This is a genomic window from Neptuniibacter marinus (assembly GCF_965223595.1).
GTDB classification, from domain to species: domain Bacteria; phylum Pseudomonadota; class Gammaproteobacteria; order Pseudomonadales; family Balneatricaceae; genus Neptuniibacter; species Neptuniibacter marinus.
In genome coordinates, this window is record NZ_OZ245004.1 from 3,423,158 (window position 1) to 3,444,982 (window position 21,825).

General features: G+C 47.9%; 21 protein-coding genes. 1 reads left to right on the top strand and 20 read right to left on the bottom strand.

Annotated elements, in window-relative coordinates:
• Positions 1–129: 129 nt before the first annotated feature.
• Genes traN through ACOQOE_RS16205 form a run of 5 tightly spaced genes read right to left on the bottom strand, consistent with a single transcriptional unit; the run spans position 130 to position 6,815 of the window.
• Entirely contained in the window at positions 130–3,822 is a 3,693-nt protein-coding gene (traN, locus tag ACOQOE_RS16185) for a conjugal transfer protein TraN (protein WP_420554466.1), read from the bottom strand.
• A 2-nt stretch (positions 3,823–3,824) separates the two neighbouring features.
• Positions 3,825–4,853: a TraU family protein gene (locus tag ACOQOE_RS16190; protein ID WP_420554467.1), complete on the bottom strand. Its 1,029-nt coding sequence runs from the start codon at positions 4,851–4,853 to the stop codon at positions 3,825–3,827.
• Positions 4,837–5,961 (bottom strand): TrbC family F-type conjugative pilus assembly protein, encoded by a 1,125-nt coding sequence (locus ACOQOE_RS16195; RefSeq protein ID WP_420554468.1) that lies wholly within the window; start codon positions 5,959–5,961, stop codon positions 4,837–4,839. The genes ACOQOE_RS16190 and ACOQOE_RS16195 overlap by 17 nt, the downstream gene beginning before the upstream one ends.
• A gap of 10 nt (positions 5,962–5,971) precedes the next feature.
• A complete protein-coding gene (locus tag ACOQOE_RS16200; protein WP_420554469.1) occupies positions 5,972–6,484 on the bottom strand; it encodes a S26 family signal peptidase in 513 nt (170 codons plus the stop codon).
• Positions 6,468–6,815 (bottom strand): hypothetical protein, encoded by a 348-nt coding sequence (locus ACOQOE_RS16205; protein WP_008305502.1) that lies wholly within the window; start codon positions 6,813–6,815, stop codon positions 6,468–6,470. The genes ACOQOE_RS16200 and ACOQOE_RS16205 overlap by 17 nt, the downstream gene beginning before the upstream one ends.
• A gap of 129 nt (positions 6,816–6,944) precedes the next feature.
• On the opposite strand from ACOQOE_RS16205, the gene ACOQOE_RS16210 reads away from it, so the two are divergent.
• Positions 6,945–8,048 carry an RNA-guided endonuclease InsQ/TnpB family protein gene (locus ACOQOE_RS16210; RefSeq protein ID WP_032479266.1) on the top strand — a complete coding sequence of 368 codons (1,104 nt, stop codon included), beginning with the start codon at positions 6,945–6,947 and terminating at the stop codon, positions 8,046–8,048.
• Between the two features lie 62 nt (positions 8,049–8,110).
• Here the strand turns inward: ACOQOE_RS16210 and traC are convergent, their stop codons facing one another.
• The 15 genes from traC to traD form a co-directional block, all read right to left on the bottom strand.
• Positions 8,111–10,522, bottom strand: a complete 2,412-nt coding sequence (traC, locus tag ACOQOE_RS16215) for a type IV secretion system protein TraC (RefSeq protein ID WP_420554470.1) — start codon at positions 10,520–10,522, stop codon at positions 8,111–8,113.
• Positions 10,522–11,214 carry a DsbC family protein gene (locus ACOQOE_RS16220; RefSeq protein ID WP_031500474.1) on the bottom strand — a complete coding sequence of 231 codons (693 nt, stop codon included), beginning with the start codon at positions 11,212–11,214 and terminating at the stop codon, positions 10,522–10,524. Before ACOQOE_RS16220 ends, traC begins: the two co-directional genes overlap by 1 nt.
• 131 nt (positions 11,215–11,345) lie before the next feature.
• Entirely contained in the window at positions 11,346–12,284 is a 939-nt protein-coding gene (locus ACOQOE_RS16225) for a nucleotidyl transferase AbiEii/AbiGii toxin family protein (RefSeq protein ID WP_420554471.1), read from the bottom strand.
• Positions 12,277–13,068: a type IV toxin-antitoxin system AbiEi family antitoxin gene (locus ACOQOE_RS16230; protein WP_420554472.1), complete on the bottom strand. Its 792-nt coding sequence runs from the start codon at positions 13,066–13,068 to the stop codon at positions 12,277–12,279. Before ACOQOE_RS16230 ends, ACOQOE_RS16225 begins: the two co-directional genes overlap by 8 nt.
• Positions 13,069–13,287: 219 nt before the next feature.
• Positions 13,288–13,674, bottom strand: coding sequence for a TraA family conjugative transfer protein (gene traA / locus ACOQOE_RS16235; RefSeq protein ID WP_000180225.1), 387 nt, complete (start codon positions 13,672–13,674; stop codon positions 13,288–13,290).
• Positions 13,671–14,243 carry a type IV conjugative transfer system lipoprotein TraV gene (gene traV, locus ACOQOE_RS16240; protein WP_420554473.1) on the bottom strand — a complete coding sequence of 191 codons (573 nt, stop codon included), beginning with the start codon at positions 14,241–14,243 and terminating at the stop codon, positions 13,671–13,673. The genes traA and traV overlap by 4 nt, the downstream gene beginning before the upstream one ends.
• 74 nt (positions 14,244–14,317) lie before the next feature.
• A complete protein-coding gene (locus ACOQOE_RS16245; RefSeq protein ID WP_420554474.1) occupies positions 14,318–15,607 on the bottom strand; it encodes a TraB/VirB10 family protein in 1,290 nt (429 codons plus the stop codon).
• 2 nt (positions 15,608–15,609) lie between these two features.
• The gene (locus tag ACOQOE_RS16250; RefSeq protein WP_420554475.1) at positions 15,610–16,509 is read right to left on the bottom strand and encodes a hypothetical protein; all 900 of its coding nucleotides are present in this window, start codon (positions 16,507–16,509) and stop codon (positions 15,610–15,612) included.
• Positions 16,490–17,116 carry a TraE/TraK family type IV conjugative transfer system protein gene (locus ACOQOE_RS16255; protein ID WP_000667170.1) on the bottom strand — a complete coding sequence of 209 codons (627 nt, stop codon included), beginning with the start codon at positions 17,114–17,116 and terminating at the stop codon, positions 16,490–16,492. Before ACOQOE_RS16255 ends, ACOQOE_RS16250 begins: the two co-directional genes overlap by 20 nt.
• A complete protein-coding gene (traL, locus tag ACOQOE_RS16260; protein WP_000433889.1) occupies positions 17,113–17,394 on the bottom strand; it encodes a type IV conjugative transfer system protein TraL in 282 nt (93 codons plus the stop codon). The genes ACOQOE_RS16255 and traL overlap by 4 nt, the downstream gene beginning before the upstream one ends.
• Before the next feature lie 109 nt (positions 17,395–17,503).
• Positions 17,504–18,232: a hypothetical protein gene (locus tag ACOQOE_RS16265; RefSeq protein ID WP_188740532.1), complete on the bottom strand. Its 729-nt coding sequence runs from the start codon at positions 18,230–18,232 to the stop codon at positions 17,504–17,506.
• Entirely contained in the window at positions 18,232–18,696 is a 465-nt protein-coding gene (locus tag ACOQOE_RS16270) for a Panacea domain-containing protein (protein ID WP_188740533.1), read from the bottom strand. The genes ACOQOE_RS16265 and ACOQOE_RS16270 overlap by 1 nt, the downstream gene beginning before the upstream one ends.
• 80 nt (positions 18,697–18,776) lie before the next feature.
• Positions 18,777–19,412, bottom strand: a complete 636-nt coding sequence (locus ACOQOE_RS16275; RefSeq protein ID WP_420554476.1) for a DUF4400 domain-containing protein — start codon at positions 19,410–19,412, stop codon at positions 18,777–18,779.
• Positions 19,399–19,959 carry a conjugative transfer protein gene (locus tag ACOQOE_RS16280; RefSeq protein ID WP_420554477.1) on the bottom strand — a complete coding sequence of 187 codons (561 nt, stop codon included), beginning with the start codon at positions 19,957–19,959 and terminating at the stop codon, positions 19,399–19,401. The genes ACOQOE_RS16275 and ACOQOE_RS16280 overlap by 14 nt, the downstream gene beginning before the upstream one ends.
• Before the next feature lie 9 nt (positions 19,960–19,968).
• Entirely contained in the window at positions 19,969–21,789 is a 1,821-nt protein-coding gene (gene traD / locus ACOQOE_RS16285; protein WP_025516097.1) for a conjugative transfer system coupling protein TraD, read from the bottom strand.
• Positions 21,790–21,825 lie beyond the last annotated feature (36 nt).

The window sequence follows — 21,825 nt, forward strand, 5'->3', positions numbered from 1 at the left end:
AAAGCGCGTTAGCTGAAATATGTTCGATCTGTGATCACAAAGTACAAAAATGGTTACTTTAAAGCGGAAAAACGCATTAAAGTAACCAATATGGAACATTATTGGCGCAGCTATTTTAGAAGGACGTGCTCAATTATTTCCCGAAATTTCTTCCGTTGCCTCCTGGCGAAGCTTCTGCGCATCCATGCCGTTTAGCCGTTCAATAGCTCTGTCTGCTGCACTTTGACGGTTTCCATCAACGTTTAGCGTACTTCCTGAGCCAGTGAGTCTTTCCAGATCCAGTGACGGTACTTCGGGTAGGTTGCCCGTGATCGACAAAATACCTATCCATTCATCCAGATTGACTTGGCTCCAATCTACCTGGTTTAACTGACTCGCGGTCAAACCTTCACAGTTTGGTGACTTGGCACTGCCCCAGCCAAGACCAAGTTGCGGACGCACTTGTTCCTGAATGATCCGTGAAAGCGGCGAAGTAAAGCAGCAATATGATTGCCGTTTCTCAACACAGGCACCTAAGAACTTAGACTTGCAGTAAGAGCCTACGTAGTGGCAACTCTTCAATACTCGCTTGGCGTTCATTTCAAACTCACTCTGCTCACATTTCCAGATAAGCTGAATGAGGATCATGGTGACTGAATAAATCATGTAGGCCGTCATAACCGTACTCAGAACCGCGCCAGCAGCGCCACCCAGCGCAAAGTTACCGCCCGAAACGACACCATCGGCTCCAACCGCGCCACCAACGTTACTAAACAGTGCCGATTGCGCCCCCGAACCAAAGGTAGTACCTACCCATTCAGCCGTTTTGTTGGTCAACACCTGCATGAAGCCAGTCGCAGCTTGCTCCGCTCCCGCGCCAGCAGCCGTTGATGGCCCAGCTCCCATGAGAGAGTCCCATGCTGACACAAAAGGCTCTTTGACCGCACTCCAAGTGCTCGTGATTGGCTCCCTGAGCGTATTCCATGAACCATAGATTGCCGAAGAAGGATTCATGGCCATGACTGCCGTATCAAGCTTGTTAACCGCCACTATCATCGTGATGTAGTCCGATAACGACACGCCACTTGGCTTTTCACAGCAATCCACTATGCCGCCAACGGCTTTCTTGCACTGGCCAGCATTACCTTTAAAGACCGTACACTCGACGTTATCTTGGCCATCAGCGCCCGTACATGACATATCATTGGTCATAAACTGCGCCGCATTAAGCATGGCAGCGGCTTCTGCAAAGTTAGCCTGCTTGATTGACTCTGGCTCTAAACAATCTGTACCCATACAGCGAACTGGCCCCTCACAGTTGTATTGAGTTTCCATTCGAGCATTTTGCACTTCAACGCTTTGTCCGCAGTCATACACCAAACTTTGGATATAACAGAAGCCTTCATGACCAGCCCCGCCTTCAGTGCATTCGGTTCTGACATACTGGCAGGCAGGGTTTTGCTCTAGCGCGGCACACGTATTGGTGGTCGTATTTTGTCCGTTATTGACGATGGTTTGTGTATTACCATTGGAATCTACCCAGCTATCTGAGCTGCCCATGTTGAACTCTGGATGAGCAGTCGAAGCATTGTAGGTCGCTCTTGCCCTCCAGCATGAGAGCCCCAGTCCATCAGAGCTGCCGCGACTGGTTAAATGAGCAGGAGACGAAACAACCGCCGGATAAAGGCTTCCAAGATTGGCCAACTCGCCACTACCAACCGTTAACCCTTCAATTCGTTTTGTGCCCGTATCCAAACACTGCCACTGCACCGCAGTGAACTGATCCGTTTGCATCAAGCATTGGTCTATGCCCGGATCACTTGATTGATGAACAACGTCTTGCTCTAAGTACTTGCCGGAGAAGGTCAATGAAGCTCTCAGTTTCGCAGGAACCAAACACTTCTGGACTTCTCGGCTGCAAGTATCGAAATCGACTTTATTCCAGCCGGATTCACATCTGGAACGAGTGACTTCCTGAGGTTCATGCCACGAAATAATCGACCCATTAACGACCTTGCACAATGAGCCAACCAAGGTTCCTTTTGGACAGGTCATTTCAGGGTACTTAATGGACGGTTTCGTCTCTGTGACCGTCTCCTTGTTGCCCGTCAATGAGAGTGTCGTTTTCCAACCATTTGCCTTCGATGGCGACTCGGTGATTTGTATCTCAGTATTTTGATTATCAAAAATCCTCAGCGTCGCGTTTCCAGTTTGCATAGTGCTGCTGTGCTGTGGAACAAAGCTGAGCGTTTCAGAGCTAAAGCAACCGCGCTCAATGGACCAGCTTTTTTGATGGGTTTCAACGGATACACGTCGTTCTAACTGACACTGAGTAAGCGTGCTGATCTTCTCGCACACCTGGTAATCGGGTACATGCTTGGTTTCAGTAAATGGCGTGATCGTCTGAGTAGGCTCACAGGCCTCAAAACTACTCGGCATAAGATTGGATACCACACACTTTGGATCGCTGGTTTGCAATCCACAGTCATAGGTATCGGTAAAACGAATGCATTCACCTTTATCATTGGTCTCGGCACATTCTGACGACATGAATCCACAGGAAGGATTCGCTTCAAGCACTTGGCAGGCCTGATTTTCAATCCCCTTATAGCTTTCATCATCCACACTAACTTGTACACGCCGACACAAAGGCGATATGCCAGCCACTGGGCTTGGGGCAAAATAGGATTCACAAACTGAAACACCATTGACCACCGTACATCCGTTGGTTGAAGAAGGCTGATCCGTGCATTGAATGCTGTAGTCTGAAAACTTCGTCGGGATATCCGCTGCTTGTTCGATACAGGATTGTGGTGACCAACTATCATTCATCACCACCTTGGTTGGATCAAAGCGCACCTTGATGCGTGCATACCCCTCACCACTACCCGTTACCGATACGCGAATTTTGACTGGCACTTCTAAACCTGGTTCTACCGCTTTTAGCCTGGCTGTGAGATCGGTATTAGGATTGCGCTCCCAACTGGTACTGAGCTCGCAGCGACCTGCCGTCTCTGGTGGAAAATTATTGTTCGGCCCAGACCAGACTTTCTGATCGCCAAGCCACACTTGCATGTAGTCATCCCATTTTGCGTACTCAAGAACGGCTGAGGTAATCGCATCGGGGTTCACGACTTTGAGTGTGATGGCCTGTTCGAACACTTTACAACTACCACTCCAGTAGTTGTCGCCTATTCGTCCAATCCAAACTTCAAGACATCCCTCACCACAAGAGCGAAGGTTCATCGGCCCTGAAACATGCTCAATAATGCCTGCCGTGTAATCGTGAGTAATAGTGCAGCTGTTAACCGCTGTATTGAGCCTGTCGCATTGCTGGTAATTTGGGCTACCTTCACCTTGAGACTCACAGCCTGGGAAGCTTTGGGTTAATAGATTGGGGTCAGTTTGAACCGCATCAGTTAATGCCCAAAGCGGATCATTGACCATATCTGGCCGAGACCTGTCTTTGATTTGCTGTAGCGAGCGAAACGCCTCACCCGTAGCGCCATTTTCGGATGCCATGCTCTCTTGGCGCTGCGTCCCCAATTTATTCATGCTGGCATCAGAGCCATAAACGCCCGTTAAGACATCTAATGAGCCCTGATCCATACCAGGGAAAAGCTCTTGCAAGTTAATGGACTCATTACCACTGCCATTCGGCACCGACAATGTATTGCCATTGAGTGCGGGCATCGTCCAGTTTTGCAGCAATTGCTTACCTTCTTGTTGTCCGCTTAGGCCGGATTGGCGCTGCACATCAGCGGCCACACCATGTAAGGGCAAGCACGCCATAGTGATTGATAAAATACCCGCTAAAACTCGGGTAAAAAGTGTTGGTTTCATGGTTAACCTCCCGAGTTACAGCAGTCTTGCCAGCGCCACAAAATGTAGAGCGCATCTTCACCGGCACCGGGGATCATTCGCCACTCTCCCCATTTCATGGTGCTTTCACCGATGACATGCGCACTTTCAGTTTCCGGTACAGGGAAGAACATACTCATCTTGTATTGGGATTTCGGCAGCATGGGTTCGATAACAGGTCGGCATAACGCACTGTTCCCCATTGTTCGCCTTGCAAGACCACGCCTGTGTTGAGCCGCGATTGCTCGCGCTGCTAAATGGCTGGTGTTTTCTGCTAATGAGCCAAAGGCTAAGGTGTGGCCAGATAAGGGATAGAGATGGCCCCAACTGCCAGCACACCAAAACAACTGGTCGATGGGTTTACCAAGCGTTGATGAAGCAGCGTCAGCGGTACAAGCAGATATAGCCAATGGATTGGCAACGGCAGCTGCTTCAGGCTGAGTAAAAAAGGCCAGTTCATCGTTCAGCCATGTTGGGTCCAATTCCGACAAATACATCAAGTCAAAGTCCATGTAACCATCGGCATTGCAATTGCCATCCATGAACAAATCGAGCATGACCAAAAGCGGAAAGGCGTAATAATGGTAATGGTAGAAAGCGAGATCACCGGTGTCATATTCACCCTCGCCATGACCACCTTGCAGTCGTCTATCACCTAACGGTAAACGAATCCCTCCCAGGGAAGGCGAACAACCTGGCGTTCTGACCAGTTCAATCAAACGCGCAGGCTCCCACATGCTGGTAACAATACCTGGCCTTGGCACACCTAAGTTGTCTTCACATAAGCAAAATGACTTGTTTGATGCGCCGCTTGGGACACTGCCAGAGCCAAGAGGAAGACCGGCAACCCGGATAGGAAAAATGCATGACCAGCAAACATCCGTCAGCAACTTGCCGGACAATAACCCCGCGTCTGGGCAGGTCAATTCGGCTTTTGCAGGAATAGATGCGCCCAGGACAAGCATGACAACGAGAGTCCGGATCAGACGATACGTATTATTGAGCTTTTTCATGAACAAGCTCCTTTGCTGGAATTTCTTCTATTTCAAACGCGAGTCCCTTTGCTTGAACAAACGATGGGGTGACTTGCAGATCAAAGCGCTGCTTTAGCGAGACATTGAGAAGGTAAACCGGACTGTCCAATGTCTTTTCGAGCGCATTGAGGCGATTCCAGCCTTGCGCACGGTCGAGCTGCGTGGTGATAAGCGTAATGCGGCGCAGTGTCCTATCTTGCGTCTCAAGCCAATGCGCAACTGCGTCTACTTCTTCAGCGTCCGACGCATTAAACACCACGAGCTGCTGAGTAAATGGCAAGGCTTTGAGCGGGTTAATACGCGTTCCTGCTGGGATCAATGTTCGGCCATTGGCATCCAATAGTGGCCGCTGCAAGACGATGGTTGGATCAACCGTTCTTATCCGATACTGCGTGGCTTTGGGTAACTCAGTAAATGTTTGGCGAGACCAGAAACGCTCAATGGCTTTTTTCTTTAATGCGCCCAGATCAATCGACTGTAAACGCTGCATCGCTACTAGCATCAAATCCGGTTCTAAAATCGAATGAATCGGACCACGTTGACCCAATGAACCGGTATTGCCTGTTTCAATTTGACGCTGCAACCAGTCCTTGCTGTAAACCCCTAGTGCACTTGCAGTCACCTTGTCATCTTCTATGCGGAAAATGGCAGGCACGCTAGTCACCCGCCAGTGCACAAAGGCTTTCGGATCGATTCGAACCTGAGGAACAGGATCAAGTCCCACCATCAGCGTATGCCAATCACGGATAGCCGCCCCCAAGTTCTTTCCTTCAGGAATTCCCCGAAACAACACAATAGCGCCGGTAGCACTGGCCTCTTTAAATAGCTGCTTCAGTGAGGAATCTCCCAGTGAGGACGACGCAAATATCAACCATTCATCGTTGTTTTTGAGCGACGCAGGTTGTTCAATCGGTGAAAAAGGCTCGATAAATTCAGATGAACCATCCACAGCACTTTGTAAAATGCTGCGGCTCATTTCGACGATCTTTTTGTCCTCGTCAGACAACGGATAAGGCTCTTGTGCCCAGGACACTTGAACCCAAGCCAATGGCGCAACCAACAAAAATAAGAGGTATAGTCTTCTCATCTTCCACCTCCTACCAAAGCGGCCAAGCGCGACCGACAATCTGCTCGCGCTTAACGGCATTCCAATAGCGGGAGTCGAAACTCGTTGCGGCCTCGCCGGAAAACCAATATTCGTTTTCTTGCAGCATCAATGAACGGCTAAATTCTGTTTCAGCCACACCAAGACGCTGGGCTAATGCCATGCCGGTAGAGACTTCAGCACCGTTCACCAGCACATGCTCAGGCGTCACCTTGACTTCATCCCCTGGCATCCCTGTTAGGCGTTTCAGCATCCGAGTACCGTCGTTATATAACGGAGCGAGTCCTTTTGAGTGGAAGGCATACAGACCATCCTTAACGGGCTCTTTATTCCATAAGTCAATCAGATATACCGTGGTATCAGGAAGGCAGCGCTCTTGCTGGGTATCAATACCTATTCGGTAGCGCATCATGGCATAGGTGCCTACCAAGGCCATGATTAACGCAAGAATGGTCAGCCGGATGAGATATGGCCGCCAAGGCATTCTTTTACGGAGTATCTGCATGAGACACCTCCTTTGAGCCTACTGGCACGAAAACAGAATCATCAGCGCCAACCACCGCTTGGGCATCCAGCACGATAAAACCGGCTGCTTTTAACTTTTCAATTTGCTGATTGGTCTGAAGCAACCTGGATTCGATGTCTTGTTCGCTGGCATTAGGACCCAGTGACAACACCGCATCCCCAAAATCCACGACTGCAATGGGCGTACTTAACGCCAACTGGCTGTGGATGGGTTCGAGTGTTTTCATTAAAAGCCAGCTGGTCATTAAACCGCTACCAGCAATAGACAAAGTAATAGAGGCCATAAATGGCCAAAGCGTGGTCTTATTCATCTAAATCCCGCGAGAAACCCCGTCCTTCTAGGGCGAGGAGGGATAGCGGTTGCTCCGAAGGAGCAAAAACTACCCGATTGGTTAATGTTAATATTTACTTTCACAAAAACAACTGTATTCTTGTGAACTATGAAAGAGATCGCTATTAAACAACGCTTTTACCCAACGACTGAACAGGCTCAATTGCTTGCGCAGACTTTCGGCTGTGTGCGTTTCGTTTATAACGCGATCCTTAAATGGCGTACCGACGCTTTCTACAACGAAAGCAAAAAGGTTAACTACAACACGGCAAGCTCTAAGCTGACCGAACTCAAGAAGCAAACTGAGTTTGAATGGCTTAACAGCGTGTCGTGTGTACCGCTCCAACAATCTTTGCGCCATCAACAAACTGCGTTTAAGAACTTCTTTGAAGGAAGGGCGAAGTATCCAGCCTTTAAGAAGAAGCGCAGCAAGCAAAGCGCAGAATTCACGAAGTCGGCGTTTAAGTTCAAAGATGGCAATATCTACATTGCCAAGTCCAAACAGCCGCTTGATATTCGCTGGTCGCGTGAACTTCCTAGCGAACCAACTACCGTCACTATCTCGAAAGACAGTGCAGGCCGCTACTTCGTGTCTATGCTTTGCCGCTTCGAGCCTAAACCACTGCCTGTTACCAAAAAGACAACGGGTATTGATTTGGGTTTGACCGACCTTGTGATTACCGCTGACGGGTTTAAATCTGGCAATCCCCGCCATACTGCAAAGTACGAGAAGAAATTGGCTCAGGCGCAACGCCGCCTTTCCAAGAAGAAGAAAGGAACTGCCAACTTCCACAAAGCCAGAATCAAAGTTGCTCGCATTCAGGCGAAGATTGCCGACTGCCGCCGCGACTTTACCCACAAACTCACCACTACGTTGATAAACGAAAACCAAGTGATTAGCTGTGAGAGTTTGAGCGTTAAAAACATGGTCAAGAATCCGCGACTTGCTAAGGCCATTGGTGACGCCAATTGGGGCGAAATGGTTAGGCAGCTTGAGTACAAAGCAGAATGGCGCGGCAGAACACTTGTCCAGATTGACAAGTGGTATCCGTCTAGTAAGCGTTGTAATTGCTGTGGTCACGTAGTTGATTCTCTACCGTTACATATAAGGCATTGGACTTGTCCAGCGTGTGAAGCGCGCTTAGACCGTGATACCAATGCCGCTATTAATATCAAAGCCGCTGGGCAAGCGGTGTTAGCTTGTGGAGCGTAAGTAAGTCCCGATTGTTCTAATGAACTTCGGGCATAACGCCTTGAAACAAGAATCCCCTTCCTTTAGGGAGGGGAGCAGTCAAAGCCTCGCTCCTTCAACAACTGAGAGATGGCATCAGCAACAGAAAGGCCTTTGCGCGTTAACTGTTTAATCGCGTTTACATCTTCTGCACGGGACGAGTACAACAGCTTGTGAAACGGATCGACAATGAGGCGGCCAATCCCGGTGCCCATTTCGGTAATAAAGAAAATTTCGGAATAGACACCCGTGACGGTATGAACCGTTTTTAGGTACTCATAACCGCCTTCACCTAGTGGCAAGCGGCCTTCTTTTTTGAGCGCGTTGATGGTTTCAGCTTTTTGGCCAAGCAGGTACATATTGGCCGAGTTTTCAGCGATGGCTTTACCTGTTGGGCTGTCATACAAATCGTTGACCGACTGCGTTACCGTTACAGCACTGCCGCCATATTTTCGAAATCGACGGTAACCCGTCTCGATGAACTTACCGACATCACCTTGAGTCAGCAGATCCCAGGCTTCGTCAATGAACACAATCTTGCGACGATCCCGCTCACCTAAGTACATCTCTTGTTGGATTTGGTAGATAAGCTGAAGCAACACCACTTGTTGCAGGTGCTTGCGCCCCTTGAGCTCTTCTAACTCCAGAACGGTGAAACGGTTTTTGAAGCGAATATTGTTGTGACCATTAAAGAAGCGGCCATATTCGCCCTGTGTCGTAAACGGATAGAGCTGCTCACCCACGTCTTGCACACGTCGGTCTTCGTGATTTTTCAAGGCCTCTGCCACATCATCAACCAACATGGCACGACCTTTTTTCTCCCACAGTTCACGGGTCTGACGCTTTAGGTTGGCCATCTGAAAATCGGTTAATGACTGCGTAGGTGCGGCCATTGCGGCCAATAACCCAACCAGTACATCCGCTTCTTCGTCATAGTCCTCAACGATTTCAAACGGGTTTAAGCAAATGCCACTGTCCCGCCCGAACTGTAAGAACTCACCATCATAGACTTCACACAGCTTTTCATAAGAGCGGCCAACATCAATTACCCAGCATTGCCCGCCTTCAGATAAGTAGGAGGAGATGATTTCGTTCACCAGGAATGACTTGCCCGATCCCGATTGCGCCGCGATGCAACAGTTGTAATTACTGCCCGAGTCATAAAGGGACACACTCATGATCTGGCCATTGCGGGAAACAAAGTTAATCACTGGCGTGCCCGTGCCTTTCCAATCTGCAAACAAAGGCAACAGTGGGATCACATGTCGTGTCGCCATGGTCTTGAATCGAAACAAGTCGTTCATCGCCTGGCGGTCAGCACCAAATGGCAAGGCATTCAGGAAAATGGGCAAACAGAAGTACTTGTCTTCCATCAGCTCAAATCCGAGCTCTTTGAAATAGGTTCGAGCATTTGAAACAGAGCTGATGGACGCCTCTTCCGTCGGGGAAAACAGCGTTAAGGTCATATTTGCCCGAATAGGACGATCACCTTCTTGCAAAGCTTCAAAAAGAACATCAAACCCCTTTTTCTTGGCTGCAAGCACCGGCACAAACTTGAGCATCGGGCCATAGGCCTGATTGACCGCCCATTGACGCTTCGTCTCTAGACGAGATCGCATCGCCTCAGCTGAAGGAAAGTGAATGGTGACATTCAGCAAAAAGCTTCCGCGTAAACCGCGACTACCCGTCATCATATCGCCCGCAAAACTTGCGGCATGACCAAACCAGATCCGCTCAGGCAAGCGCTTAAACGATAAGGTTTTAATTCGGTAATCGCCCAGCATCAGACCTTGGCTATCCACCTTGATAGCTCGGTCATAATCCAACACTTGCTCTCGAAGTGGTTTATCTGCCTCACTGCGGATTGGTGATGGATTGCGCCAGGAAGCATCTTTTCCCCAGTTAAGCTGAGCACTTAATGCTGCGAGCCAATTTCGGTCGGTCATCTCAGTAACACGAAAACCAACCGTTGCCAGCGCTTGCGAGAAAGAAGCCCGAAGCGCGGATGCTCGACTCAACTCACGCTCCGTCGGTATAGGACTTTCCAAAGGCAATTTGCAGGTGACGATCAGTTGAAAGTTGCGTACCTGAGTCTGGGTCGATTCTTCTATCGGTCGAACCGTGCCCCCATCGAGGAAGTCCGCACGTTTGCGTATCGATGCCCTGAGCAATGGATCGGATTGACGATGGCGTAAGCCCATCATGCGCTGAAGGTCGGTTTGAATATCAGGCGAGGCGTACAGGCCAAATTGCAGCAAAGTGTCTTTTGGCCAGTCGTTGTTGAGTAGAACATTAACCCTGTCTGCAACAGACTCATCACCACCCGGCAATGGGTCACATAGAAAACCAAAGCCAACACTCTGGTCTTCCATGAAAAACAGTTGCTCATCGTCTGAATAGGCCAATACTGGCAAGAGCTCTGAAGCGCGTTGCCCTGAATACAGAGAGGCTTTCATTAACGCCCCTCCAACCAAGCAGAAAGGTCATAAGGACGGCCTCGGCTGATGCGACCATCATTGGCGACAATGAAAGGTACACCTTGAATGCCCAGGATTTGAGCCGTCACCAAGGTACGCTGCATTGGCTCTAAGTTGCAGGCATCATCCTGCTCTAAGTTACTAATTCGACCATTGAGCAATGCATCGGTGGCCGCTTTTTTGTCACGCGCACAGCCAAGCTGGCGAACCTGACGCTCTGAATCAGGACCAAGCACTGGCACAGGGAGTATTTGGAAGGTGTATTCTTTGGTTAACGGTAAGGCTTGCTTCAAAAGCTCATGGCAGTGCGGGCATCGTGGATCAACAAAGACCACCACTTTCTTTTTGCCTTCACCCAGCGTCAGTGGATTCAAATCATCCATTTTTAAGCCAAGACGACTTAAGTCCAGCGTGTTCCCCGCTTCACGAATTTCTTCAAGGCTGGTAAGCGGCTTTTTCGACCAGGCATCATAGAGCGTGCCATCAATGACGAACCGGCCACTGTCTGACATGAAAACAATACGGCCATTGCTTTCGACCGCTTTCATACCCGTGACAGGTAAAGAAACCATGCCGTCAATTTTGCCAACGGGCGACACTTCAGACACAGGTTCAGCTTGAACCAAAGGAGAAAGCGCAAGCGCCAGAATAATTGGAGATAGTTTTCGCATGAGGAGTCCTCGTTAATGTAAATCGAGGCTCCAGTCTATGCAGTTGTCCTATGTGGACTCGGTTAGATAGATTGAAGAAATCGCAATCTAACTAGGGGGCTTATAGCTCGTTGAGGTTTGTTATAAACGAATTACTCGGCGTTTGCGTTAACAAGCCAATCATCAAGCACTTGCTTCAATTTATCTAATTGCTCTTGATGTTTTGCTTGATTCTTTGCCAATTTGTTAATGTTCTGCAACTTCCAACGAATCGCTGGCAAGTCTGCTGCATTAGGATAGTCAAACAATGCCCAGTCAGGTTGCCCTCTTTTGAATGACATAAGGAAAGCATGATCCCTTTCTGTGAAATGTTTTTGCAGTTCAATTAACATCATGGGCCTAACAGAGGCTAAGTCTTCGCATTCAACTTTTTCAAAAGTCATTCCGTCAAATTCTGCCTGAAATTTCTCATTTAGAGGCTGCCAGTTTGGCGACATGACTTCATTAATAGGCCGAGGGTGACTTAATGTATAGGTTAAAAAACCCACCAAAATCTCTCTCGAAATCCCTTCACTGCCAAGTAACATACGCACATCAAATAAGTCGCGAGGATGTTGGCGATCCATAGCAGCACACAATTTTCCACCATACAGATCGGGAAGACTGACTACCTGAATCTCAGCATAACCAAACTCGTCTTCAACAGACTCTTGAACTGGCATTATTTCTGCACTTTGCAATGTACCTCTGGCGACGGGCGACACTTCAATTTTAATCGTCGCAACCGGACTGGATACAACTATTCTCAGTTCATCAGCTTTATTATCCTGAAATGCCGCTCTGATATCTGGTTGAGTATTGATTCTGTCTGTAATGCGCTGCAATGCAGCCCTGACATTAATCAAAGCCTCATCTCTTGGTTCAAGTGGAAGATAAGCAAGATCAATATCTACAGATAACCGAGGAAAATCTCTCACAAATAAATTAATGGCTGTGCCACCTTTAAGTGCAAAAACCGTCTCTGTTGCTACCACAGGCAGCATTCTTATGAGCAAAGAAACCTGTTTGTAGTATGGGCTATCTTTATCCATTATGTTGTTCACCTTTTTTGACGCTTAATATCTCTGGCACTGTGATTTGATATCGCTCATCAAAACGTCCTTTTTCGACAACCTGCCGCTTTCCTGCACCCAATTTAATTCTTGTTTCATCTACGCGATTGACCCACTGGTGATCGTAGTATCGACCCAGAAATAGAAATATTCGGTTTGCCTGAACAGAGCTGCTTCGCTCAAGAATATCTTGTACTTTTCTAGGGCTAAGATTGACTAAACCCTGAAATAATTCTGCGACATGCTCAAATGAAATCAGCTTCCCAATCCCGTCTACCACTTCATAGGCAGCAAGTTCTGCACAGCTGACAGTGAGTTCTTTCTCTTTAACCGTGATCCTTTTCAAATCTTTCTCGGGATTCACTTCAAGCTTATGGTTTCCACAGTAAAACCAATTCTGATAAGGGAATTCACGAAACCATTTTGGTAAGGACGACTTGTTTTTAACGCAAATCCAAACTTGCTCTTTGTTCAGCTGTAAATAGTGACTCAGTCCCTGGTGAGTTAAGCTGCTCAATCCAGCCAAATGAACTGAAACGCCCAATTGCACATCTAATGCTTGAATGGCATCAACCCAAGTTGGCTTTATATCGCCCTGCGCATCTGGACGATAATACACGCCAGAACATAGCTTCTTTAGCCAACCGTTCTGCGCGTACTTTTGAGCCAAGGAATAGCTCACACCGTTTTCAGTCAGCCATTGCTGAAGTACTAGCGCACCAGGAGAAGTATGAGCAACAAGCCAGTTTATCTTAGATGACATTTTAACACCCAAAGTATGAATATCACGAACAGTATAAACCATATAGTTTATTGTGACAGTGATATTAACACCTTAGGTATTAATATACCAAATACTGTAAACCAAACCCGCTAATGCGGCGTTGTTGAAATGAAAAGGTCTACACAACATCATCAATAACCCGATGTTGTGTAGACCTAGTTTGATTACCTTAAGTGAACTGCCTACTGTGGCTCACATTCAGGTGCCCAGTAAAACGGCGCTGATTGCTGGAACTGTTGTGCCAATGACTTCTTGAGTGCTAGCAACAACAGGTAAGGTTGCAGACATAACACTTTCAACGACGGTTGGCGTATTGTAGAGACCCATACCGCCACCAATGCCCAAGGCAAAAGCCATCAAGCTTTGGCGAGCGATACCGCCCACAATACCCACCAGAACCATGGCTCCCGCTACGATCCGTCCCAAAGTACCTTGGGTCCAATCTTTTAGGGTATCCCACACATCAGTGAAAGCATCACCACCGGTGCCCGCAAATGAGGGCTCCGAAATCATTAACGCCATCAAACCAAGCGCACCAATGGTCATTAGGCGCTGAGTTTGAATGGTGCGAACTGCATTTGTCATTCGTTAGTTTCTCCGTAGATACTCAAGTTATCGCGCTTACCATCAGCTCCCGCTGAGGTTGAATCGCTCTGAGTCTGAAGTGGACGTAGCACAGGCGAAACCGTTCGAGGTGCTGACACCCCAATATCCCACCGGCGCGGTTCAATTTCGGTAAACACGTAGCTGGATAAATTCAGATCTCCACGGTCATCCTCCCAAGGCGCAATCCAAATTCGCATCACCCTTGAAGGAATGCGAATAGGTGCAGATTGCTGCGTCTCGGGTAATGCTGGATGGCTCAGCAGTCCTGTCTCTAAATCAGATTGTGAATACCCAGAGGGAGAACCAATTCGAGTCGCCACAGCATCAATCGTCTTGGGTGCAGCGCTATTACTGGTAAGCTCATAGACTTCACGAGCGGATAAACAGCGCACACCGTCAGGCATACCTGGGCATCCATATTCACTACTCCCAAGACCCAATGAACTACAGCCAGACAATAAGGTTGAGCCGACTGCCAATAAAAGTAATCCAGCTTTAGACCACTGTTTTGACTGGTGCTTTGGGTTGTTCTGCATTGATGTCGTCATGGTTAACTCTCCTCTGGATACACATCTTATTGTCTGAAACGGACTTCGATCGGTTAGCAACATGCAGGATTTTTTCATCTTCTTGCACCTCCCCCTTGCGAAGTGGCCAACGATAACGAGGCCCCACGAGTGACGATTACTTCAATTTTCCTTGCAGCGTCTACCTCTATGACTGGGAACATATTTTCAGCCATGTCCAAATAGAACTTGGCCACTCGATCCAATGCTTTACCGGTGCCTTTAATCGCAGCGCCTTGTAATGCTTCTTGGCTCATGACTTGCTGGTACAGCTGAGTATCACCGGCATTACCCGTCTGAATCGTCGGAACAGGATTCACATCAAATGCGCCTGCCAAGCCCTGAAGGAATCCGGCCATCATCGATTTGGCCACCAGCTGGCCTTGTTTCGACACTAATCGGCCACGAATACCGGCTTTGCCGTCTTCACCCACGGCATAAGAATCCAGTCGTGTTTCAATGACGCCACCATCTTCTCTCACACATGAAATGGTCTCGCCTCGCAAATAAGCACGCTCAGAGCTCAAATCACCGTAACCTGCGGCGATCAAGAAACACTCTTTGATATCCGCTCTAAATCGGTTGGGTAAAATGGCTTCCTTTTGAATCCTCAGCAATGCAGGAAAAGGTTCACGTCTTGCGGACTCGTGAGTAGGTGCATCCAAACCCGTGATCAAAGTACCCGAGATAATGCTTCCTGCCGGTAAATACAAAGGCGGCGCTTCTTGCACAACAACGTCTGGTTCGACAACCACCTCAGGCTCAATCATACGAATCGTGAGTGGCGGTAATGGAACATCCCGAGCTCGTGTACCTTGACCATTGACTGGCTGCTGATAGAGCGGATCAGGCAGCGGCGCATTGGCAAAATAGTCGTCTGGGTTAGACGGCAGTGGCTTTTCGTCTCTAGGCAATTCCATGGCAGATAAAGGCACTTCAAAACGGCTATTTGTGCCTTCAACTGCTGCATCACCTCCTGCGCGAACATCATCAAGTTCCGCTCTAAGGCGGGCCAGCTCCGCATTGACCTCACTTGGTATAGAAGGCGAACCTGGGCTTAGCCGTCCTGAATCGACGTCACGACGCAAGCGCTCAACTTCACGACGTAACTGTTCATTGCGCTCACTGAGTAGTTTTACGTTCGCAGCCAAACTATCGACCCCAACATCACGAGTATTGGTATCCGTAAGAATGTGCCGGATCGTTTCCTGCCGGTTCCGACTGCTTGAGCCATCGTCAGGATTAGGTGAAAACACCATCACCATAAGGATGAGACCACCAGCAATACCAGTAACCGATAGGCCCCGCTTCATGTTCGGGCTCATTTGTTCCCATTGTGCTTTCATCGTTATTCACCTCCCACAAGAAGCGAAGGTCGCTGACTTTCCACCGTTTCTTCACGATGATTGCGAACAACCACATACAACTCAGTTTTTTCACCCGGCAACAAGATATTGCGAGGCCAGTAGGCGCTTGCCACTATATCTGGTGCATGACAGGCTATCTCACTGGCTTCTATCGGCTCATCGGCAAAGCTTTCAACCAGTCCTACATAGACTGTGAAGTAATGTCCCGTCACAATTTGTCCCTGCTTAAAACCAAACTTTAAACCTGGCTGAAAACATTTTGGGCTTGTGTCAATTTGGCCAGCCAAACGGATGTCATAGCCTTGTGGCAACTCATTTAATGCAAGGCGTCTGAGTAAGTCTCGTAGGTTATCGACGTATGGCTGAGCTGTTTCCCAAGTGGCGGCTTTTCGGTTCACGACGCCCTTAATAGGCCACTGCTGACCATCAATGGCTAAGGTGACTTCACGCGGTGGAATACGACGAGGTACTAAGGTGACAGATAACGCGGGCGCTTCCTGACCAGGCGGAGTGATGTAAAGTGAAACCGGTGATTCTTTGTCCGTGGCCACATATACAACATTCCCCTTGATTTGCGTCTGAGCATCACTGGTTGTTCTCACCTGAGGCGATTCAAACGGCGTCACAATCCGATTCAGATGCCCAAGAGCTACAGGGATCAGTTCATTAACCCCCGGTGTCATCAGTAACGTTGTTGGCACATCCGTTGAAACCGTATTGGTTTGAACAGGTGGATTTGCTGTAGCAGACTGCTTCATCACACTGGCTGGCACAATCGGCAATTCCACGTCTGCATACGACGCTTGAGATAACAGGACGCCACTCAAGCTGATTGCGATTAAGCTTGGTGTCATCCATCGACTAATTTTGGTTCGCATCATTCACCCTCCGGTTTTGCTCTTGGGTCAACTTTTCACGAACACGCTTCGTTCTAGCTTGCCCCTCATACGTATCCATCCAACTGAGCTTTGGACGGTATTGCTCAATATCGATGTCAAACTCATAAGTGCGAGTTTGGCGCTGTTCATCTCCAGATGGTCCAGAGACCAAGGAATAACCGGTCACAAAGACATGGCCGGTTTCATACTCATACTCCACTTGTCTGGGTTGGAATTTGAGCGTGACTCGGTCTTCACGGATCTGTCTTGCCTGAATCTCCAGTGCATCGACCACTTGCTGGTACACCGCTGGAGAAAGTAGCGGCTCAATGGCAACCCGGATAAAAGACACATTACCCGGCGTCACGTTGCCCATAAGCTCAGCCAGGTAGAGCCCCCAAGATTCCAAGTAAGGCTGAGTAGCCTGGTTTCGTGACACTTCAGCCGTTTCAGACAAGGTTGGCGGTTGAATGGCTACCACGGTATTGCGAGAAAATGCCGCTACCGCAAGTAGCAAGTTAGATAGCACCAGCACCGCAATCAGGAACCGTTGCCATCGGTTCTCTAATTGCGTGCCTTGCCATGATTTTAAAAACACGTCGAACTTCACGGCAGATAGCTCCTGATAAATGGGTTAGGGATCGTCTTGGCTTTGGTTGGCAACAGTCCGGCCCAGTAGATGGCGTGAAGAATAAAACCATCTGGGCGACCATCACGAAAACGCCGATAGAGCTTGGTTGTTACCAACCCCAACAGGCATAAAACCAAGGCATTACCGGTAAAAATGCCGATCACTAGCCCCAACAGAATGGGAGCCATCTCATCGGCACTCCAAAGCAGGAAGTGCGGCGGGTCATCGATATAGGATGGAATATTTACAGGTTCCATAGTCACTCCACGTTGTTTGAATTGGGAAGTGAAGAATGACTTGGGATTGGTGGGTTCGGTGGTCAGATAGATTGAAGAATTTTGTAGTTATTAAGCCAATCTCGAAAAATTACGGCTTAAGACTTTCTATTCCTAGCAACAGTATGTCTGTTACGGAATATCCTCCGTCCTGTAGAGCGCGCTCTAATTCTTGAATATCTTCATCATTCAAGTAATGCATTAGCACATTAGTAGAAATACTCATGGAATCAATCTTTGATAAGTCTTTAAATGTCATGCATTCTTCTGTGCATTTAGGGGATTTCTTTATAAGATCTAATTTATAGATCATGGAAGAATAATCGCAGCTTAATGGACTACAATCATCGACTCGATACGAGTGGGATTTACTTGGCTGGATATTATGGAGCGGATCTAGAAGTACAACGTTGAATACGTTCCTTTCGTCCCAAAACCCAACAACACGTCCTAAGGATTTTGATACTTGAAACTGCAATATGGGAAAATCTTCAGGATTATTCCTATAGCAATCGTCAATCCAAGTTAAGTCTTCGCGCTTAATTGGTATGTTCTTTTGATTCCAATTGATATTGTGGTAACGCCAGGCCTCTTTTTCAGCGGCATCCGATATAAATTTTTCAACTTCTTTTTGTGATAAATCCTTTAACTTATTTAGCAAAGAAACAAACCATTTAGACTCCGATTTATCCAAACCAAAATAGTCAATTTGTTCCCAATACCGTAAAGAAAAAGTCCACCTGATTGCTTCAGGTGAACTTAGTAAAACGGGCTCTTTAGATGACTTAGGTTCAAAATCTAAAACTGGTATTTTTTGCATTATTGCAAGCGCTTTGAGTAGCACTCCATCATGGTATTTTCATTCAATTCCACTTCACAACGTTCCCAAGAAGAATAACCTTCTCTGGCTTCAACCCATGGAGATTCTTTATGAGTCATTTCTTCAAGTTGCGGACCTGAATACTTTGCATAAACACTTAAAACACGATCAATATGACTCTTACAATCTGAATCCAAGTTTTCAGGGTCGAAGTCTTGGCTAATATCTTCTTGATTAATATCTGAATATAGAGATTTTGTGTCTGAGAACCTTGAGTATATTTCTCGTGAAACAGGGCCATGCACCCACGCTTGAAACTTACCATTGAACAACGGCTTACTTTCAAAAGCTAAGTGCCACGACTGAACGTAATAAAGCAATTTTTGTAATTTTAGGTTACTTAGGCTCTCACCTGATTCAATAACCCTATGTATGACATAATCACACACATCATTTATATTCATTTATTACCCCAAAGCTCACATCAAGATATTATGACGCCACAAAATTTTAGCAGATAGAAGCATAAATTTCATCACTTAGTTTAAACCCGTTTCTGCAAGTGGCTTAACGCCAACCCTGCCATCAATGCCAAGCCGATGATCAGCGACGGTAACACCACCGGTGGAATAGCCAGCGGGGCGAACAATCCCATAAACAGCAAGATGACGCCTGAGCCCAGGATAATCATGCTGTAGCGGTGAATGATAGGGCTCGAAAAATCAAAGGTTGTCTTCTTGATCTTCCAGGTCATCAAACCGTCCCACAACGCCGGTAACATGAGAATAAGAGCAAAGGGCAACCAGACCATCAGCAACGCAAATCGAGTGAACACTTGGTACAACACATCAAAAAATGCCTGAATACGGTCTTCTACCCAGACAAACCAAAAGCCTCCCATGTTCTCCATCCCTTTAGAGCGCAGTCGCTGCTCTTCAGTGGGGATCAGAAAATCACGCACAGATTGCTCCATCTGCGTATCCACAACCCATGACTGATACCAGCTATGGCTAGTTTGACCAATCCAATAGCTTGTTTGTGCGCCCAATTGGTTTTGGATCATCTGCTTCTCTTTACTAATGACCCGGCCAGTCCAATCACCGGGCACTAACACGCCAATGGCAATAATCTCCAGCATCAGCGCCAGACAAAGTAGCCAAACCGACTTATGCTTGCTCATGCCAAACATCCTCTTCTACTCGCGCCAGCATGGCTGCAACGGTCGGCGTCATAATCCGGGCTTTAATCACTTGTTGAAGCCGCTTTGTCGTCGTATGACCGCTGACATAACGCACGTCGATGCGTCCTTCAGCCAGATACGCCATCCGATTTGGACGATTACGCATCCAGGTGTGGAAATAGACACCATCTACAGCGGCCCACTCGAAATGATCAGGATCACGCAGCCGAATCCCCGTTAAAGCACTGGCGGCAGTCCAAGTCAGTGCCTCAATGAAATGCCACAGGCGCACACTGTCATCATCACAACTGACTTCTTCATAACTGCCCAAGCCATTACACAGACACAAATCAAAGATGGAATGGCCATCTAACGTGAGCGCATCCGTTAAATAGTCCGCCAAACAGTGCACTGAAGCCAAAGCATGAGGCCAATCGGTTTCAAGCAGTCTTAAAGCTTCCTTGAACTGAGGGTTATGTTGCTGCCACTGAGCGAGCATTTCTTTACTGGTAAGTGTTGTCATTTTCAGACAGACAGAATGATGCATACAGACTCCTTATGCTGCCTGTGTAGAGCTGGTTAAAATAGGAATGCGACCTTTAATCACACGGCCACCTGAAAGCTTGGCGATGTACTCCAGGTTAGGGAGCTGGCCTAATAGCTGCGGTGGAAACATATCGCCTTCTTCCTCCATCAAGCGTTCGCCATGATTGCCGGTAAACAACGCGGGGCTGTCCGAGTTGGACGACATACCTTGAGTTTGCATGATGTACTGCAACCGAGTCTTAGGCAGATTGTCAGTAATGTACTGCTGCGTTTCGGCATCCATCACCCGAAGGGCTATCAAGTTGTTGATGTTACCTAACACCTGGCGAGCCTTAGCTTCACTGCCTGTACGAGCGGCAAAGTCAGCAAAGGTCTGAGTAGCAATCACACAACGCATTTTTGCGCCACGGCCTTTGTTGAGCAGTTGAATAAAGGGATCGTTGACGACTTCAGCCGCCTCATCGATGAAGATATTTACGGGACGATTTTCAACACCATAGTTATAGCGGTCACCGGCCACGGCGGTGAGATCGGATAAAAGCAGCGAACCAATGGCGCTGCCAACCATGGCGTCGGTTAATGAATCCAAGCCTATATATGCCACTTGGGCATTGTTGATAATACGGCCAGAATCCGTAATTAACCGGCTGTCATCCACATCGTTTGCAATCGGTGATAGCAATGGGCCTAGTTCACTTGATGTGAGCATATTGAGTACCGGCATCAGTGAGGCCACCATCTTGGAATAGTGGGTTCTGTCATGCTCAAACATACTCAATAGCCCCTCTAAATCGGTATTGGCGGCAACGGGCTGAATGCGTTCGTAGTAGAAAAGCAGCATCGCCATGGCTTGTTTAGCCAAGGTATTGGCCTTTTCGGTAAAGCGCTTAATCTCCACACTAAAGTTCGGATACACCTGCTCCCCCCAAGCCGTGACGGCTTTTACTACCAAGCCTTCTGGGCCACCTTCCAAGAATCGTCTCAGTGTTTTCAGATCAGGACGTTGTGACGTAAGCAACAAACCTTGCACTATGTTATTCAGTGCCATTTGGCCAAAGGCTTTAAATGGATCAGCACCGGTTTCAGATGGGATTAGTGCCGCAATACGGCTGGCAATTTCAGTGCCCCGGTTAAAGTTTCTAAGGGGATTAAGCCGTACCGAATGCTCTGGAAAACCCGGATGAAAATACACAAAGCGCTCAGGACTACCGGCGGCAATACAGGCTCGTTGCGCATTATCCTTAAGTTCCTTGTCTCCCTTAGGATCAATAATAATCACGGCTTCATTACGCAAAATGGCCTGAGTGATCATCGCATCAAAGCATCGGGTTTTTCCGGCACCGGTCGTTCCGACAATTAAAGTATGCCCCTCGGTGTGACCAACTGGCTGGTACACATCTTCTTCTTTGGGCTCGACACCATGAATCCAAGTCGAGCCCATTTGCTTGCCGTGACCTTGGTTAAGCAAGGTTTGCTTATCCCGCTTTAATATTTCATAAGCGCGTTGAGCATGACGTTGATCCCACTCAAAGCCATACCCTAACCACAATTCATCAGGATGTTTTGCCATCACCTTTTGCAAATGCGACAGCTCCATAAATGCCAATGGTTTGCCTTTTAGCCCCATCTGCAACTTATAAAGGCGATAAGCCTCAGGAAGGCGGTACAACGCCATGCCCGAGGAAATCCCTGTCATCCACCAAAATGGCTCAGGTGGTAGCTCAGTCAGCATTTCTGCGGCAAATGCCCCAGTGGCTCCAACCAGCCAACCTGCTGCTGCCATGGCTTCATAGTTCGTGCGCCAGGGCATCTCATATGCGTTTTCTTTCATTCATGCTCCGCAAAATAACCGTTTACAATCCGCTTA

Excerpts from the sequence above, each read along its gene's own strand:
- traN (WP_420554466.1), bottom strand. The coding sequence starts at position 3,822 with ATGAAACCAACACTTTTTACCCGAGTTTTAGCGGGTATTTTATCAATC.
- ACOQOE_RS16190 (WP_420554467.1), bottom strand. The coding sequence starts at position 4,853 with ATGAAAAAGCTCAATAATACGTATCGTCTGATCCGGACTCTCGTTGTC.
- ACOQOE_RS16195 (WP_420554468.1), bottom strand. The coding sequence starts at position 5,961 with ATGAGAAGACTATACCTCTTATTTTTGTTGGTTGCGCCATTGGCTTGG.
- ACOQOE_RS16200 (WP_420554469.1), bottom strand. The coding sequence starts at position 6,484 with ATGCAGATACTCCGTAAAAGAATGCCTTGGCGGCCATATCTCATCCGG.
- ACOQOE_RS16205 (WP_008305502.1), bottom strand. The coding sequence starts at position 6,815 with ATGAATAAGACCACGCTTTGGCCATTTATGGCCTCTATTACTTTGTCT.
- ACOQOE_RS16210 (WP_032479266.1), top strand. The coding sequence starts at position 6,945 with ATGAAAGAGATCGCTATTAAACAACGCTTTTACCCAACGACTGAACAG.
- traC (WP_420554470.1), bottom strand. The coding sequence starts at position 10,522 with ATGAAAGCCTCTCTGTATTCAGGGCAACGCGCTTCAGAGCTCTTGCCA.
- ACOQOE_RS16220 (WP_031500474.1), bottom strand. The coding sequence starts at position 11,214 with ATGCGAAAACTATCTCCAATTATTCTGGCGCTTGCGCTTTCTCCTTTG.
- ACOQOE_RS16225 (WP_420554471.1), bottom strand. The coding sequence starts at position 12,284 with ATGGATAAAGATAGCCCATACTACAAACAGGTTTCTTTGCTCATAAGA.
- ACOQOE_RS16230 (WP_420554472.1), bottom strand. The coding sequence starts at position 13,068 with ATGTCATCTAAGATAAACTGGCTTGTTGCTCATACTTCTCCTGGTGCG.
- traA (WP_000180225.1), bottom strand. The coding sequence starts at position 13,674 with ATGACAAATGCAGTTCGCACCATTCAAACTCAGCGCCTAATGACCATT.
- traV (WP_420554473.1), bottom strand. The coding sequence starts at position 14,243 with ATGACGACATCAATGCAGAACAACCCAAAGCACCAGTCAAAACAGTGG.
- ACOQOE_RS16245 (WP_420554474.1), bottom strand. The coding sequence starts at position 15,607 with ATGAAAGCACAATGGGAACAAATGAGCCCGAACATGAAGCGGGGCCTA.
- ACOQOE_RS16250 (WP_420554475.1), bottom strand. The coding sequence starts at position 16,509 with ATGATGCGAACCAAAATTAGTCGATGGATGACACCAAGCTTAATCGCA.
- traL (WP_000433889.1), bottom strand. The coding sequence starts at position 17,394 with ATGGAACCTGTAAATATTCCATCCTATATCGATGACCCGCCGCACTTC.
- ACOQOE_RS16265 (WP_188740532.1), bottom strand. The coding sequence starts at position 18,232 with ATGCAAAAAATACCAGTTTTAGATTTTGAACCTAAGTCATCTAAAGAG.
- ACOQOE_RS16270 (WP_188740533.1), bottom strand. The coding sequence starts at position 18,696 with ATGAATATAAATGATGTGTGTGATTATGTCATACATAGGGTTATTGAA.
- ACOQOE_RS16275 (WP_420554476.1), bottom strand. The coding sequence starts at position 19,412 with ATGAGCAAGCATAAGTCGGTTTGGCTACTTTGTCTGGCGCTGATGCTG.
- ACOQOE_RS16280 (WP_420554477.1), bottom strand. The coding sequence starts at position 19,959 with ATGCATCATTCTGTCTGTCTGAAAATGACAACACTTACCAGTAAAGAA.
- traD (WP_025516097.1), bottom strand. The coding sequence starts at position 21,789 with ATGAAAGAAAACGCATATGAGATGCCCTGGCGCACGAACTATGAAGCC.